Source organism: Paraburkholderia sp. CI2 (assembly GCF_014201055.1).
Taxonomy (GTDB): Bacteria; Pseudomonadota; Gammaproteobacteria; order Burkholderiales; family Burkholderiaceae; genus Paraburkholderia; species Paraburkholderia tuberum.
The window spans coordinates 42,711-57,722 of record NZ_JACHDL010000003.1 but is presented as its reverse complement, the minus strand read 5'-3'; the positions used below and the strand labels follow the sequence as shown (position 1 = coordinate 57,722).

The following is a 15,012-nucleotide window of genomic DNA, read 5'->3' as shown; positions in this document are numbered from 1 at the left end:
CGGGTGATGTGCACCGAGGTGGTTGCAGTGGGCGCAATCCACTTGTCGATCAGCGAACGCAAAGAACCTTCCCCAACCTTCATGTCCAGCTCCTTCTACCGCCCTGTACGCGCTGCTGACATCACAACCACGAACGCAAATTGGCGACTCTAACCGGCCAACCCCAAACCCTGCGGATCTGCTGCTTCGGCTTGCGACACATGGGAATGGTCGGTTTCCGGCGTAATGTGTCGATTGACTAAATAGTAGTAGTCAGCCGACCCATTATCAAGCCCAGATGACACCAGGGGAAATGCTGGTATGGACAAATCTACCCTTTATTCGGGTAGGATATGTGATGCCGCGAGTGACTGGATCAGGCTTTATCTAAAAGCTAATTAGTCAGAAGACGCATATTTATTCGTCATCCGACTATCATCAGGTCAATGCCGGCGCTGCGCGATCAGGATCGAACGCCGTTCGTATCAGGCGGGGTATAGCCCGCAGATACACATCCCGGACTGGCAACAAGCGCGAGGACAGCAGACGCCAAGGAGAGCACAACAGATGAAAGACCTGACCATCTCATCGGCAGACCTCGGCAACACGGCAGCAGACGGGCCCAGACGGCGCGGGAACAGAACGACCCGCGTGCCCGCCATCATCGAAGTGGCGATCGAGGTCTTCGCATCCGAAGGTAACGCTGGTTTCACTCAACGCCGAATTGCCAGCGAGGCAGGGATTCGACTGAGGACCTTGCAGCACTACTTCAGCACCCGCGAAGAACTATTGCGGGCCACGATCGAGGCATACACGGATCGCTATTTCGAGCACTATCGGACGATCGCCCAAGACAAATCCCGGTCACCGGAAGCACGACTGGATGTCATCGTCGACGAGGCGTTCTCCGTACTGACGGCGAGCGGCGGAAACCGCGTTAGCGCCTTTGTGCTGGAATGCTGGAGCCTCGCAGAGCATGAGCCCTTTCTGCATGCCCTGATGGCGAAATCTACTGCGGATTTTCAGGGTCTCCTGGCGGAACTGATCGCGCAGATCAACCCAACCTTGCCCTCGGGAGAATGCACGTTGCGCGGCGCCCTACTCCTTTCACATCTGCACGGTCTGGTCGTCTTTCTTCGCCGGTCCGGCGCGGACACATTTAATGCGGACTCGTTCCGTCACGCCATGAAGGTCGTCTGGCGAGCGTTGAGCAAGGCATCTCCATAAAACTGCAAGGCAGCTGCTTGTGCCAGAATCGCGCCCGGATGGAGCGGTCGGCGCGCCATGTGACGGGCGCACCGAACCGCGGATCCCCTTCTACAGACGCACATGGTCGCAATGGCCTGCTCAGGCCATTGTGACCGATCCTCAGCGGACCACGTCCCAGACAAGAGGCAAGTGGTATAGCGTGCCGTTCACACCTCCGTGGACACCCGCTTTCTCGCCAGGCTTGATCTGGAAATCGGGAATCCGCTTAAGCCATTCCTGAAGGAAAACCTTCAACTCCACGCGCGCAAGGAACGAGCCGGGACAACGATGCGCGCCATTGCCGAACGTCGAATGAATCGGCGTAGGCCGAGCGAAATCGACGCTCAGCGGAGCGTCGAACTTCCTCTCGTCCAGACCGTGCAGTGTCGTCGGCATGATGATCATGTCACCCGCCTTCATCTGCACGCCCTTGTACTCGAAATCGTGTGTGATCCGCCGCCCTTGATTGACCACCGGGAAGCGCCGCAGAAGCTCGTCCACGGCCTTCTGCGTCAGTTCGGGGTTGTCGATGAGCTGCTTGCGGTGGGCCGGGCTCCCGGCGAGGAATCGCGCGATAAAGCCCATTGCCGAGGCAACCGTGTCGAGGCCGCCAATCAGCACGAGACCACAGAGCCCCCGCACTTCTTCGTCGGTGAGCGCGCGCCCGTCGATCTTCGAATGGACAATCTTGCTGATGAGATCGTCACCCGGGTTCGCGCGGCGTTCCGCAATCTTCCCCCCCAGGTACTGAAAAATCGCACCGAGCGCCTTGAGCTTCTCGTTGGCATCGACCGGGCGGACCATCTTGTCAGCGAGGCCGAGCAAGTACTCGCGATCCTCGGCGGGCAGCGCCACCATGTTCATGAAAATGCCGATCGGAAGATGCTGCGCAAACCCCGCTACGAATTCCACCTCGCCCTTAAGATAAAAGCCGTCGATCAATTCGATCGCCATTTCGCGCGCCTTCTCCTCGAGCTTGCCGATTGCCTGCGGCATGAACGCGGGCGCGATCAGCGCGCGATAGGCGGTGTGCTGCGGAGGATCGAAGAAGATCGGCGGCAACGGTTGATGCTCGACGAGCGGCACTGTCAGCTGCTTCGACGAGAAATTCTCATAGTCCTTGAGGATGTGATAGATGTCATCGCCGCGCGTCGCGATCCAGTGTCCGCCGTTGCGGGGTGTCCAGAGAATGTCGGGAATGCCTTCGGCGTGCAACTGCTTGAGCGAGAGATGGTAGTCGTCTTCGGCACCCGGCGGATTGTAGATATCGATGTCGAACACTCGTTCAGGCAATACGTGCGCGGGAATTGGCGCCAGCTCCGGAGTCGCGCCATGAGCAGCTACTGACATCAGTTGTCTCCTTTCTTCAAATCGACCGGCATGTGCGGTCGGGACCATTCTTGTCGTCTGATTAACTGCAATTACAGGAACGCGCCGTACAGCTCGATATGGTGTTCGGTGTTTCCCCAAGTCATGTCGATGCAGGTGAGCCGCTTCACGTACCACCCCACCGCCAGTTCGTCCGTCATGCCCATCCCGCCGTGCAGTTGTACCGCTTGCTGCGCCACGAAGCGTGCACTACGGCCAATCAGCGCCTTTGCGGCAGTCACAGCACGATGGGCTTCCAGCTCGTCGTCATCGCCAAGTTTCGCCGCCGCAAAGTAGACCATCGATTTCGCCTGCTCTACGGCGGTCAAAATATCGGCGGCGCGATGCTGCAGCGCCTGGAATTTGCCGATCGGCGAACCAAACTGCTTTCGCGTGCGCAGGTATTCAAAGGTCAGATCGCTCAGCCGCGACATCGCGCCCACCGCTTCCGCACAGAGCGCGAAAATACCTTGATCGACGGTCCACTCGAGCAACGGATAGCCCTGATCGACGACGCCGATGACAGCACTTGCATCGACGCGCACGTCGTCCAGCACCACCTCGGCGACACGCTGCCCGTCGAGTGCCGGAAATCCTTTGACGCTGACGCCTTGCGTTCGCGCATCGACGGCGAACAGCGTGATGCCGTGCTTGTCGATCTGCTCGCCTGCGGTACGCGCCGAAACCAGCAGAATGTCCGCGCTGTCGCCGTGAAGTACAACGCCTTTGCGTCCATTCAGGATGAACCCGTCACGCGTTGGCTCGGCCCTCATCGCAACATCCCACAAATCGAAACGCGCGCCCGGTTCAAGCGTCGCCAGCGCGGTCTTCAGGCTGCCGTCCGCGATACCAGCCAGCCACTCCGCCTTGCGCGCCTCGTGTCCCGCGCGCCCGATCAGCTTCGCGCCGATTACGGCCGTCGAAACAAACGGCTCCAGTACGAGCCCACGGCCGAAGGCCTCCATCACGAGCATGGTCTCGACCGGCCCCGTGCCAAGGCCGCCATGATCCTGCGGCACGTTCAGCGCCAACACGCCCATTTCGGCCAGCGTCGTCCAGTGCGCAGCCGACCAGCCCTCGGGAGTAGCGGCGAGACGGCGCCTCGCCTCGAAGTCGTATTCCTTTTCGACGAAACGGCCGACCACGTCGGCCAGCATCTGTTCCTCTTCAACCAGCGTGAAGTCCATGGCGTGTCCTCAGATGCCGAGCGCCTGCTTGGCGATGATGTTTTTCTGCACTTCAGTCGAACCGCCGTAGATCGAAATCTTGCGCCAGTCCAGGTAGTGCGCGGCCAGCGCGTTGAGCAGCTCGCCGTTCGCGGTTTCGCCGCGCCAGTCCGCCTCCAGCGCTTCGCTTACAAAAGGCACCGCATAGGGGCCTGCGCATTCCATGATCAGCTCCGTAAGCTCCTGCTGAATCTCCGAACCGCGGATTTTCAGCACCGAAGCCTCCGGTCCGATGGGACGTCCTGCAGTTTCGGCTGAGACGACGCGCAGCAGCGACCATTCGTGCGCGATCAAATCGATTTCCACCCTGGCGATGCGATCGCGAAAGCGAACGTCCTCGATGAGAGGCTTGCCGTGCTTACGCTCGGTGCTGGCAATCTCCTTCAGACGTCGCATGAAACGCTTGCAGTTGCCGAGGCCGGCGATGTTGGTCCGCTCGTGGCCGAGCAGATACTTGGCGATCGACCAGCCGCGATGCTCCTCACCGACGAGATTGCTCACTGGCACTGCCACATTGTCGAAGAACACTTCGTTGACGTCGTGGCCGCCGTCAAGCGTGCGGATGGGTCTGACCGTCATGCCGGGCGTCGACATATCGATCAGCAGGAACGAGATGCCTTCCTGTGGGCGGCCGCTGCCATCCGTGCGGACCAGGCAGAAAATCCAGTTCGCCCATTGGGCAAACGAGGTCCAGATCTTCTGGCCGTTGACGACGTAGAACAGTTGACCGTCGCGCTCGACGCGGTCCGCACGCGTCTTGAGCGACGCCAGATCGGAACCCGCACCCGGCTCGGAGTAACCCTGACACCACCAGTCCTCCATCGAGATGATGCGCGGCAGGAACCGTTCGCGCTGCGCGTCGGTGCCGAACTTCTGGATGACAGGTCCAACCATCGAAAGGCCAAACGGCATCTGGCGCGGCGCGCCGGCGGTAAAGCATTCCTCGTCGAAAATGTTGCGCTGCGCGGCATTCCAGGCAGCGCCGCCGAATTGCGCGGGCCACGCAGGTGCGCCCCATCCCTTCCCGGCCAGAATGCGTTGCCAGCGCACGTAGTCTTCGCGCGGCACATGGCGGAAGTTCAGCACCCGTTCACGAATGTCGTCGGGCAAATGAGTCGCTACGAATTCGCGCACCGTGGCGCGAAATTCCTTGTCGGCGGGACTCTCTTTCAGGTCCATTTCAGCCTCCCGCCGGGCCGCCCCCAAGGGAGGCTGAAGCCCCCCCGGGGGGCCGCGAACAACAGTGAGCATGGGGGTCGTTTCATTTCAGGCTCCAGTCGCGGCCCGGCAAAGCACGTCGGCGCTGCCGGGCGCGGTTTCAGGCAATTTCCACGATTCCGTTGTTCAGCACCACCACATCGCGTGCGTCGACGCGCGCCCGCAGATGCAGACGCGTGTCACTGTCCCGCCAGAACTGGAAGCGCACTTCTTCGCCGGGGTACACCGGCGCGGTCAGGCGCAAGGCGAGTCGCTTCAGACGCTTTGCGTCGTTGCCCGCGAAGGTGCGAATCGCGGCGTAACCCGCCATGCCATAGGTCGCGAGGCCGTGAAGAATGGGCCGGTTGAATCCGGCTTTCGACGCCACCTCCGGGTCCGCGTGCAGGGGGTTGGCGTCGCCCGAAAGGCGGTAGATCAACGCTGCATGCGCGCCGGTCGAAAAGACGTATTCCGCGTCCGGCGCGCGCTCCGGCACAGCCGGAAGCGCTTCGGGCGGCGCGTCGCTCGCGCCCGACCCGGCGCTGAACCCTCCGTCGCCGCGCAGAAAGGACACCTGCCGGACTTCGGCAAGTTGTTCGCCCGTCGAGGCGTCGATGATGTCACGCTTGAGTTCGACGATCGCGCCCTTGCCCGCGCCCTTGTCCGAGATGCGGCTCACCCGCGTCTTGCTGACGATGGTCGCTGCAACCGGCATCGGGCGCATGAAGCGAACGTCCTGCTCACCGTGCACGAGCTTCAGGTAGTCGATGCCCGTGCGCGAATCGCGCATCCACGATTTCGGCCAAGCGAACGCGGCCGCGCAAGTCGGCATCGCTTGCAGGTCCTTTTCATAGACGTAGCGCAGCTGTTCTGCGTCCAGCGGGTCTGCGCCCAACCCGAGACCCAGCGAATACAGCATCACGTCTCGCTCGCTATATGTCTGCGTGACATCTTCGATCGGCCAGTTCTTGACGACTTCGTAGTTCAGCATGAGGTGGTAGTCCTATGTGTGCTCAGTAGTCCGTGAAGTTGGGCTTGCGCTTCTCGAGAAAGCTCGCCATGCCTTCCTTGTAGTCATCGCACTGGTTGGCGATCGGCATGTCCAACCCGGCGTGTATCACCGCCTCGTGGGGCGTCTGGAACGGCACCTCCCAGACCTGCTCCTTCATGATGCGCATCGAGCGCGGCGAGCAGTACTCCGCCATTTCACGCGCGTACGCATAGGTCTCCTCGACCAGCTTGTCCGCCGGAATTGCCCGATTCACGAGTCCCATACGTTCGGCTTCGCGCCCCTTGATCTTGCGTCCCGAAAGCAGCAGGTCGAGCGCGTGTGCCTGGCCGACGTGACGCGCGAGTATCCAGGCCATGCCGTATTCCGCGCTCAGGCCGCGGCGCGCGAATGCCGTCGTGATGGTCGCGTCTTCGGACGCAAAGCGGATGTCGCAGAAAAGGGCATGGATCAGGCCAATGCCGACGGTAGCGCCGTTGAGCATCGCGATCACCGGCTTCGGAATGGCCGGGTAGTAAGAGCAGCGCGTTTGCCAGTCGGCGCGCTTGCGCATGTCGAACGGACGCGGGAGCTTCGTCATGAGCGCGGCGGGATCACCGCCGAAGCTGTGAATATCGCCGCCCGCGCAAAACGCCTTGCCCGCGCCGGTGAAAACGATCACGCGCACGCCATGGTCCGCGCCCGCCGCTTGCATCGCCTCGTACACTTCGGTCGCCACCTGGTCGTTCCAGGTGTTCATGTGTTCCGGACGGTTCAGCGTGATCGTCGCTACCCGGTCCTTGACGTCGTACAGAATGGTCTCGAAGCGCATCAGATCCCTCCAAAGCTCAGAATGAACGCGGCAGGTCGAGCACGTGCTCGGCGACGTAGGACAGAATCAGGTTCGTCGAAATCGGCGCCACCTGATAGAGCCGGGTTTCGCGGAACTTGCGCTCGACATCGTATTCGCAGGCGAAACCGAAGCCGCCATGGGTCTGCAGACAGGCATTGGCGGCTTTCCACGAAGCCGTGGCCGCGAGATGCTTCGCCATGTTCGCTTCCGCGCCGCACGGTTGATGGTTGTCGAACAGTTCGCAGGCCTTGTAGCGCATCAGATCCGCCGCGCGCACGTCGATGTAGGCCTCGGCGATCGGGAACTGGATGCCCTGGTTCATACCGATGGGCCGGTCGAACACGATACGCTCGCTGGCGTACTTCGACGCGCGCTCGACGAACCAGTAGCCGTCGCCGATGCACTCGGCCGCGATCAGTGCGCGCTCGGCGTTGAGTCCGTCGAGGATGTACCTGAAGCCCTTGCCTTCCTCGCCAATCAGGTTCTCTTCAGGAATCTCCAGATTGTCGAAGAACAGCTCGTTCGTCTCGTGATTGACCATGTTCGGAATCGGCCGCACGGTCAGGCCATTGCCGATAGCCTGGTGCAGGTCCACGAGAAAGCACGACAGCCCATCCGACTTCTTCTTCACGTCCGACAACGGCGTGGTGCGTGCGAGCAGGATCATCATGTCCGAATGCTGCACGCGCGAAATCCATACCTTCTGGCCGTTCACCACGTACCGGTCGTCTCTTTTTACAGCAGTGGTCTTCAGCTTCGTCGTGTCCGTTCCGGTGGTCGGTTCGGTCACAGCCATCGATTGCAGACGCAATTCTCCGCTCGCGATCTTCGGCAGGTATTTGCGCTTTTGCGCCTCCGAGCCGTTTCTGAGCAGCGTATTCATGTTGTACATCTGGCCATGACAAAAGCCGGAGTTGCCGCCGTTGCGGTTGATCTCCTCCATGATCACGGACGCCTCGGTCAACCCGAGACCTGAACCGCCATACTCCTGAGGGATCAGCGCGGCCATCCAGCCGGCCTTCGTCAGCGCGTCCACAAACGCCTCGGGATAGACGCGCTCGTGATCGATGCGGCGCCAGTACTCGTCGGGGTACGCCTTCGAGAGGTCTCGCAAGGCGTCGCGCAGTTCCTGATATTGATCGGGCGGGGAAATTCGGCTCATGAATGGTTTCCGTTTGCTTGGCTGGACGCGCGGCTCACGCTGCTGCATCGATCAGTCCGCCTGCATTGGCGAGCTGGGTCAGATGATGTTCGGTCGAACCGAACTGGATATCGATCACGCTCAGGCGTCTCAGGTAGTGACCGATCTTGCACTCCTCGGTCATCCCGATGCCGCCGTGCAATTGCACGCCTTGTTGACCGACGAAGCGGCCCGAGCGCCCGATCTGCACTTTCGCCGCCGACATACTGCGATCGCGTTCCGCCGCGTCCGGCTCCTCGCTCATCATGGTCGCGAAGAGCGCCATGCTGCGCGCCTGCTCCACCATGACGAGCATGTCGATTGCACGATGCTGGAGCGCCTGGAATGATCCGATAGGCACCCCGAACTGCTTGCGGACCTTCAGATACTCCACGGTTTCTTCGTGCGCAGCTGCCATTGCACCTACGGCTTCCGCGCTCACTGCCGCAATCGCGTGCGCAACGACCGTGTCTATCAGCGGCAACGCGGCGCCCGCGGTGCCCAGAACGTCGCTATCTGGAACGCGCACGCCGGACAACTGAATGTCTGCCGCACGCAGTCGGTCTTGCGTCGGATACGGGTGGCGCGTCACGCCCTCTGCGTCGCCCCTGACCACGAACAGCCCGATGCCGTCACGCTCGCGCCTACCACCGGACACGCGCGCCGACACCACGAGAACGTCGGCGCTGCCGCCGTGAAGCACAACGCGCTTGGCGCCGTCGAGCACCCAGCCGGCGGCTTCGCGTCGTGCGGTGGTCGCAACGTCCGCGAGGTCGTACCGCGCCTGCGCCTCGTTGTGCGCGAACGCCATCTGCAACTCGCCCTGCGCAATCCGCGGCAGAATCGCCGCGCGTTGCGCCGCGTTGCCGCCAAGCCGCACCAAGCCGCCGCCCAGCACGACCGTCGCGAGATACGGTTCGACCGCGAGAGCGCGGCCCAACGCATCCATCACGATCATCGTTTCGACAGGGCCGCAGTGGCTGCCGCCGTATTCCTCGTCAAACGAAAGGCCCAACAGACCCATGTCGGCGTAACGCGCCCAAAGCTCGCGGCTGAAACCGTCCGGCTCAGCGAGATACTTCGCGCGCTGCTCGAACCCATACTCGTCTTTGACGAGCCGGTCGACGCTGTCCTTGAGCATGCGTTGCTCATCGGTGAAATCAAAGTCCATATCTGATGCTTCTCCGCAGTTCGCCCGTCGCTCAAAGTCCGAGTACGGACTTGGCGAGAATATTCTTCTGAATCTCGTTGGAGCCGCCCACGATCGAGACATGACGCGCGAAGTAGTGATTCGGCGCAACGGTGAGCGCCCATTCGGGTTCGCGAACCGGATCGGCAAGCCCACGCAGGAAGTCGAGATCGAGCGGTAAAGCATCCGGCCCTGCCACCTCGAGGAGCAATTCAGCTGCGAGTTGCTGCAGCTCCGAACCCTTGATCTTCAGGATCGAAGTCTTCGGGTCGGGCACATGGCTCTGCTGCGCGCTGCTCTCGGCGATCACGCGCATCTGCGTCATCTCCAGGGCCTTCAGTTCCACCTCGACTGCCGCGACACGTTCGCGAAAACGCGGGTCGTCCCATAGCACACCGTCGCCGCAGGGCACGCGCTTCGCAAGATCCTTCGCGTGACGCACGCGCATCTTCGAAACGCCCACGCGCGCAATGCCGCTGCGTTCGTTGCCAAGGAGATACTTCGCGTAATCCCAACCCTTGTTCTCTTCGCCAATTCGGTTCGCAACCGGCACGCGCACGTTGTCGAAGAACACCTCGTTGGTTTCATGGTGGCCGTCGATCGTGACGATCGGGCGCACGGTCAGGCCCGGTGTCTTCATGTCGATCAGCAGGTACGTGATGCCCTGCTGTTTCTTGCCGCTCGAATCCGTGCGTACGAGACAGAACATCCAGTCCGCGTGATGCGCCGTCGAAGTCCAGAGCTTCTGGCCGTTGATGACATAGTGGTCCCCGTCGCGCACCGCCTGGGTCCGCAGCGCGGCCAGGTCCGAACCGGCGCCGGGCTCGGAGAATCCCTGGCAGAACCAGTATTCGAGGCTCGCGATGCGAGGCAGGAAATGGCGCTTCTGCTCCTCGCTGCCGAACGCGATCAAAACCGGACCGATCATGTTCACGTTGAATGACAGCGTCTCGGGCGCCGGGGCCATGTGCAGCTCTTCCTTGAAGATGTATTGCTGCACCGCGCTCCAGCCCGTCCCGCCCCACGCCTTGTCCCACGCTGGCGTCGCCCAGCCGCGCTCGTAGAGCATGCGTTGCCAGCGGCGCAGGTCGGCCGCCGAATAGCGCTGCCCCAAGGTAGCTTTGCGTCGGATGTCGGCCGGCAGCGCTTCCTTGAAGAAGGCTCTGACCTCATTGCGGAACGCCAGCTCTTCGTCGGTATATCGCAGATCCATGAGTGTCTCGTTTCGTCTTTATGGGTCGCCTGTCGGGCGCGCCTCAGGCCAGCGTTCCCGCTTCTTTCAACTCGCCAATGCGGCCCGGTTCGAGCCATGCCGCCAGCGCGGCGTCGATCGTGGTCGCGTCGGGTGCCTCGGGCGCCGTCGGCTTCGCGGGCACCGTGGCGGAGAAGCGCGGCGCCGGCGCGGGCTGCACGATGCCGTCCACTTCGATGAACGTGCCGCGCGCCTTCAGATGCGCATGCCCGGGTGCCTCGGTCCACGACAGAACCGGTGCGAAGCACGCGTCCGTGTGTTCGAGCAAGGTGGTCCATTGCTCGCGTGTGCGTCGCTTGAATTTCAGCGCGAACAGTGCGCGCGCGGCGGGCCAGTTGCTGGCGTCGAGCTGCGTACCCAGGGTTTGCGGATCGATGTCGAGCAGGCGGAGGAGTTCGAGATAGAACTTGTCCTCGATGGGGCCGACCGTAATCCACTTGCCGTCCGCGCATTCATAAACGTCGTAGAAGTGCGATCCCGAATCCGTGATATTCGTCCCGCGCCCGTCGCGCCAGATGCCGGCAGCCTGCATGCCGAAGAACGTGGTAGCAAGGTTGGCCGTACCGTCGACGATCGCGGCATCCACGATCTGTCCCGCGCCGCCGTTGCGCGCATGCAGGATCGCCGACAGGAGCCCCATTGCAAGGTACAGCGAACCGCCCGCATAGTCGCCGATCAGATTCAGCGGTATCGACGGCGGCTGATCGCGGCGGCCAATTGCGTTGAGGACGCCGGTGATCGCGATGTAGTTCAGGTCATGCCCGGCGTACTGCGCGAGCGGACCTTCCTGGCCCCATCCCGTGATGCGCCCGTAAGCGAGCTTCGGATTGCGTTCGAGGCAGGCCTGCGGACCCAGCCCGAGTCGCTCGGTCACGCCGGGTCGGAAACCTTCTATCAGGGCATCGGCGCGCTCCGCCAGCGTGAGCACGAGTTCGACGGCCTCCGGGTCTTTCAGGTCGAGCGCAATCGTCTTTCGGTTGCGCAGCAACAGGTTGTAGCGCAGCGGACGCTCGATACCGAGCTTGACCGGCCGGCGACGTTCGATGCGCAACACCGTCGCACCCAGATCGGCGAGCAGCATCGCCGCCATGGGCCCCGGGCCGATGCCGGCCAGCTCGATGATTCGAACTCCTGCAAGCGGACCCATGGTTCAACCCTTGCGAGCGTGGGCGCGCATGGCGTCCCATTGCTCGTCGGTCCAGTCCTGCATCGCGCGGAAGGTCGGGCCGCCCACCCCCTGCATCCAGCGGCCGCCGTCGATCACGATCATGTCGCCGGTGATGTAGCCGGAGCCATTGGACGCCAGATACGCGTAAAGATTGGCAAGTTCCGCGTGATCGCCGAAGCGCCTCAGCGGCACCGAGCGCTCCTGCGGCTCGACCTGCGAGCCCGGCGGGTACAACTGCTCCCATGCGCCCGGCGTCGGGAACAGTCCGGGCGCCACCGCGTTCAGGCGAATGCCCTTCGGGCCCCACTCGACCGCGAGGCTGCGGGTCATGGCGAGAATACCCGCCTTCGCGGCCGCGGACGGCACGGTAAAGGCCGAGCCGGTCATCGTGGGCGTCGATACGGTACTGATCACGTTGCCCGGGTGACCCGCGTCGATCCAGCGCTTGCCCGCCGCGATCGTGCAATAGAAGCTGCCGTGCAGCACGATGTCGAGCACCGCATCCACCGCGCGCGCCGACAGGCTTTCCGTGCGCGCGATGAAGTTGGCCGCCGCGTTGTTCAGCAATACGTCGAGCGGACCATCGCGCCAGATGGTCTCCATCATCGACTCGACGGACTCGGCGCTGCGCACGTCCGCCTGCACCGTCGTGACACGCGCGCCAGGCACGACGCCGCGAAACTCGTAGGCCGTCGCATCCAGCACTTCCTTGCGGCGACCGCAGATGACGAGATCGGCGCCCAGTTCGAGGTAGCGCAGGCCGATACTCTTACCAAGGCCGGTGCCTCCCCCGGTGATGAGGATTCGTTTGTTCTTCAGCAGGTCAGGCGTAAACATATGCGTTGAACTTCCAGTAGGGACAGCAACGGAGAATGGCGGCGTCAGGCACCCGTGAAAACCGGCTTGCGTTTTTCCATGAAGGCCGTCACCGCCTCCGCGTGGTCGCTCGTTTGACGGGTCAGCGGATTGAGGTCAGTTTCGAGGCGGCATGCGTCTTCGATCGAATTGCCCGCGTTGACGAGGCTCGCCTTCAGGAGCGCCAGCGTCACTGGCGGATAGCTCGCGAAGCGCGCCGCGGCCTCGATCGCCGCATCGAGCGCGCCGCCGCTCGCGACCACCTCGCTGACCAGGCCGATGCGGCGCGCCGTGGCCGCGTCGATGACATCGCCTTTCAGCATCAACTCACGCGCCTTGCTGCCGCCGACCTTTTGCGGCAGCGTCCATAGAATTCCAGTGTCGGGAAGCAGTCCGACCTTGCCGAACGCACATGAGTACTTCGCGGTATCGGCACCGACCACGACATCGCATGCAGCCGCCAGCGACAGCCCCGCTCCATAGCACGTGCCCTCCACCGCCGCGACGACCGGCTTCGTGCCCGTATAAATCAGCTTGAACAGACGCACGCCCACCGCGATACGCTCACGAAGCGCCAGCAACTGTAGAGTGGTCGCGTGCATTTCGGACAGGTCGCCGCCCGCGCAAAAATGGCCGCCCGCGCCTGTCAGCACAATGGCGCGCGTTTGCGGATCGTCGTGCATTAGCCGGTGCAAGACCTCGGTCAGCGCAACGCGCATCCTCATGGAGAACGCGTTGCGGCGCTCGGGATAGTTCATCGTGACAATGCTCACGTCGCCTTGACGGCGCACCTGCACGATCTCGTCGGCGCCCGCGGCATTTTCCTTCTGCTCGATACTCATCGCGTTGCTCCCCGCGCTCACTCACCTGTGAAGACCGGTTCGGTCTTTTCCATAAACGCCTTACAGGCAGCCTGATGGTCTTTCGACTGACGCAGGATGGGCTGATAGTCGATCTCGGCTCGCAGCGCGCCTTCCATGGTCGTCGCCGCGTTGGTCAGCGCGTCCTTCAGCAGCGCCACGCCGAGCGGCGGCAAGTCGGCAAGACCGCGCGCAACTTCGATTGCCCTTGCGCGCGCAGTACCCGGCCCGACGACTTCGTTGGCAAGGTGAATCGTGCCGGCCTTGTCGCCGTCGATTTCAGTGGCGAGCGAGAGCATCTCCCTCGCGCGAGCCATGCCGATGCGCTTCGGAAGCGTCCACAGAATACCGGTGTCCGGAATCAGGCCGACGCGCAGAAACGCCGCGCAAAAGCGTGCATTCGACGCAGCCACGACATAGTCGGTCGCGACCGCGAGCGACAGCCCGGCGCCGAAGGCTACGCCTTCCACGGCTGCCACGACCGGCTTGGGTCCCGCCTGCATTTCACGCACTACCACGCACGACTCCGCCAGAATCTCGCGGCTTTGCAGGATCGTGCGCGTCGTCATCTCGGAGATGTCGGCGCCGGCGCAAAAGTGCTCGCCCGCGCCCGTCAGGACGATTGCCCGCGAGTCCGGATCGTCGACCATCAGCCGATGCATCGTGTCGAGCAACAACTGACGCATCTGACGTCCCATCGCGTTGCGGCGTCGGGGATTGTTTAGCGTCACGATCGCGACCGGTCCCTCGCGGGTCACCTCGATCAGCGACGTCGTATCGTTTTCTGCCGTTTCTTTTTCGCTCATGTTGGCTTCCTTCAGTCGGCCACGAACACCGGCTTGCGCTTTTCCATGAAGGCGCTCACGGCCTCCTGGTGTTCGCGGCTGCGGCGCAGGATGGGCTGCAGGTTGACTTCCGCTTCGATGGCGTCGTCGAGCGTACGGATGCCCGTGGCGAGCGCGGCCTTCAGGTGCGCGGTGGCCACCGTGGGCAGTTCCGCGTACTGTTGCGCCACCTTCGAGGCCGCGTTCAGCGCCTCGCCAGGCTCGACGACCTGATTGGCAAAACCGGTCTCGCCCGCTTCGACGCCGTTGAACTCCCGGGCACTCAGCATGAGCTCGCGTGCAAGGCCGCCGCCCACGCGCTGCGACAACGACCAATAGAGCCCCGTATCGGGCAGCAGCCCGACCTTGACGAACGCGCTCGCATAGCGCGCGGCTGATGATGTGACGACATAATCGCAAGCGGCGGCGAGCGACAGACCAGCGCCAAACGCAAACCCTTCGACGGCGGCGACGATCGCTTTCGGGCCTTCCACCATCAGTCTGAATATATCGAGCGGCAGTTCATTGCGCTGTCGATATTCGAGCACCTTGCGCGTCTGCATCTCCGAGATGTCCCCACCCGCGCAAAACGTATTGCCCGCGCCGGTCAGTACGATCGCACGGCAGGCTTCCTCATGATGCATCAGGCGATAAAGCTGCGCGTACAACGTCTCGCGCATCTTTAGCGAAAACGCGTTTCGCCGTTGGGGATAGTTCAATGTGACGATCGCGATTGCACCGTCTTGCCGGACCTGTACGATCTCTGCTGCATCGCTGCTGGTCTCTTCGCTCATCTGTCCGTCTCCTGTCGATCGGGGTTGGCGC

The 15,012-nt window shown here is 62.7% G+C and carries 14 protein-coding genes; 1 reads left to right on the top strand and 13 read right to left on the bottom strand.

Going from position 1 to position 15,012, the window contains the following annotated elements:
* Positions 1–546 precede the first annotated feature (546 nt).
* Entirely contained in the window at positions 547–1,206 is a 660-nt protein-coding gene (locus tag HDG32_RS05875; protein ID WP_184064309.1) for a TetR/AcrR family transcriptional regulator, read from the top strand.
* A 141-nt stretch (positions 1,207–1,347) separates the two neighbouring features.
* Here the strand turns inward: HDG32_RS05875 and HDG32_RS05870 are convergent, their stop codons facing one another.
* From HDG32_RS05870 to HDG32_RS05810, 13 genes are all read right to left on the bottom strand, one after another.
* Positions 1,348–2,577 carry a cytochrome P450 gene (locus HDG32_RS05870; RefSeq protein ID WP_184064984.1) on the bottom strand — a complete coding sequence of 410 codons (1,230 nt, stop codon included), beginning with the start codon at positions 2,575–2,577 and terminating at the stop codon, positions 1,348–1,350.
* A gap of 71 nt (positions 2,578–2,648) precedes the next feature.
* Complete coding sequence (locus tag HDG32_RS05865; protein WP_260336258.1) at positions 2,649–3,752, bottom strand: acyl-CoA dehydrogenase family protein; 1,104 nt, start codon at positions 3,750–3,752, stop codon at positions 2,649–2,651.
* A 39-nt stretch (positions 3,753–3,791) separates the two neighbouring features.
* Positions 3,792–5,000, bottom strand: a complete 1,209-nt coding sequence (locus HDG32_RS05860; RefSeq protein ID WP_184064981.1) for an acyl-CoA dehydrogenase family protein — start codon at positions 4,998–5,000, stop codon at positions 3,792–3,794.
* Between the two features lie 139 nt (positions 5,001–5,139).
* On the bottom strand, positions 5,140–6,009 hold the full coding sequence (locus tag HDG32_RS05855) for a MaoC/PaaZ C-terminal domain-containing protein (protein ID WP_090808783.1): 870 nt from the start codon (positions 6,007–6,009) through the stop codon (positions 5,140–5,142).
* 22 nt (positions 6,010–6,031) lie between these two features.
* Positions 6,032–6,838, bottom strand: a complete 807-nt coding sequence (locus tag HDG32_RS05850; protein WP_090808781.1) for an enoyl-CoA hydratase — start codon at positions 6,836–6,838, stop codon at positions 6,032–6,034.
* A gap of 16 nt (positions 6,839–6,854) precedes the next feature.
* Positions 6,855–8,021 carry an acyl-CoA dehydrogenase family protein gene (locus tag HDG32_RS05845; protein ID WP_184064303.1) on the bottom strand — a complete coding sequence of 389 codons (1,167 nt, stop codon included), beginning with the start codon at positions 8,019–8,021 and terminating at the stop codon, positions 6,855–6,857.
* Positions 8,022–8,055: 34 nt separating this feature from the next.
* Positions 8,056–9,210 carry an acyl-CoA dehydrogenase family protein gene (locus tag HDG32_RS05840; protein ID WP_184064300.1) on the bottom strand — a complete coding sequence of 385 codons (1,155 nt, stop codon included), beginning with the start codon at positions 9,208–9,210 and terminating at the stop codon, positions 8,056–8,058.
* A 31-nt stretch (positions 9,211–9,241) separates the two neighbouring features.
* The gene (locus HDG32_RS05835; protein WP_184064298.1) at positions 9,242–10,441 is read right to left on the bottom strand and encodes an acyl-CoA dehydrogenase family protein; all 1,200 of its coding nucleotides are present in this window, start codon (positions 10,439–10,441) and stop codon (positions 9,242–9,244) included.
* A gap of 43 nt (positions 10,442–10,484) precedes the next feature.
* Positions 10,485–11,627, bottom strand: a complete 1,143-nt coding sequence (locus HDG32_RS05830) for a CaiB/BaiF CoA-transferase family protein (RefSeq protein ID WP_184064295.1) — start codon at positions 11,625–11,627, stop codon at positions 10,485–10,487.
* Between the two features lie 3 nt (positions 11,628–11,630).
* Complete coding sequence (locus HDG32_RS05825) at positions 11,631–12,485, bottom strand: SDR family oxidoreductase (RefSeq protein WP_184064292.1); 855 nt, start codon at positions 12,483–12,485, stop codon at positions 11,631–11,633.
* 44 nt (positions 12,486–12,529) lie between these two features.
* Positions 12,530–13,345, bottom strand: coding sequence for an enoyl-CoA hydratase/isomerase family protein (locus tag HDG32_RS05820; RefSeq protein WP_184064289.1), 816 nt, complete (start codon positions 13,343–13,345; stop codon positions 12,530–12,532).
* 17 nt (positions 13,346–13,362) lie between these two features.
* Positions 13,363–14,169, bottom strand: coding sequence for an enoyl-CoA hydratase/isomerase family protein (locus tag HDG32_RS05815; RefSeq protein ID WP_184064286.1), 807 nt, complete (start codon positions 14,167–14,169; stop codon positions 13,363–13,365).
* Positions 14,170–14,180: 11 nt separating this feature from the next.
* Positions 14,181–14,981 (bottom strand): enoyl-CoA hydratase/isomerase family protein, encoded by an 801-nt coding sequence (locus tag HDG32_RS05810; RefSeq protein WP_184064284.1) that lies wholly within the window; start codon positions 14,979–14,981, stop codon positions 14,181–14,183.
* Positions 14,982–15,012: the final 31 nt, after the last annotated feature.

What these genes read in the sequence shown, in the direction of transcription:
- HDG32_RS05830 (WP_184064295.1), bottom strand. Translation starts at nt 11,627, where the DNA reads ATGGGTCCGCTTGCAGGAGTTCGAATCATCGAGCTGGCCGGCATCGGC.
- HDG32_RS05815 (WP_184064286.1), bottom strand. Translation starts at nt 14,169, where the DNA reads ATGAGCGAAAAAGAAACGGCAGAAAACGATACGACGTCGCTGATCGAG.
- HDG32_RS05850 (WP_090808781.1), bottom strand. Translation starts at nt 6,838, where the DNA reads ATGCGCTTCGAGACCATTCTGTACGACGTCAAGGACCGGGTAGCGACG.
- HDG32_RS05835 (WP_184064298.1), bottom strand. Translation starts at nt 10,441, where the DNA reads ATGGATCTGCGATATACCGACGAAGAGCTGGCGTTCCGCAATGAGGTC.
- HDG32_RS05875 (WP_184064309.1), top strand. Translation starts at nt 547, where the DNA reads ATGAAAGACCTGACCATCTCATCGGCAGACCTCGGCAACACGGCAGCA.
- HDG32_RS05845 (WP_184064303.1), bottom strand. Translation starts at nt 8,021, where the DNA reads ATGAGCCGAATTTCCCCGCCCGATCAATATCAGGAACTGCGCGACGCC.
- HDG32_RS05810 (WP_184064284.1), bottom strand. Translation starts at nt 14,981, where the DNA reads ATGAGCGAAGAGACCAGCAGCGATGCAGCAGAGATCGTACAGGTCCGG.
- HDG32_RS05865 (WP_260336258.1), bottom strand. Translation starts at nt 3,752, where the DNA reads ATGCTGGCCGACGTGGTCGGCCGTTTCGTCGAAAAGGAATACGACTTC.
- HDG32_RS05820 (WP_184064289.1), bottom strand. Translation starts at nt 13,345, where the DNA reads ATGAGTATCGAGCAGAAGGAAAATGCCGCGGGCGCCGACGAGATCGTG.
- HDG32_RS05870 (WP_184064984.1), bottom strand. Translation starts at nt 2,577, where the DNA reads ATGTCAGTAGCTGCTCATGGCGCGACTCCGGAGCTGGCGCCAATTCCC.
- HDG32_RS05855 (WP_090808783.1), bottom strand. Translation starts at nt 6,009, where the DNA reads ATGCTGAACTACGAAGTCGTCAAGAACTGGCCGATCGAAGATGTCACG.
- HDG32_RS05860 (WP_184064981.1), bottom strand. Translation starts at nt 5,000, where the DNA reads ATGGACCTGAAAGAGAGTCCCGCCGACAAGGAATTTCGCGCCACGGTG.
- HDG32_RS05825 (WP_184064292.1), bottom strand. Translation starts at nt 12,485, where the DNA reads ATGTTTACGCCTGACCTGCTGAAGAACAAACGAATCCTCATCACCGGG.
- HDG32_RS05840 (WP_184064300.1), bottom strand. Translation starts at nt 9,210, where the DNA reads ATGGACTTTGATTTCACCGATGAGCAACGCATGCTCAAGGACAGCGTC.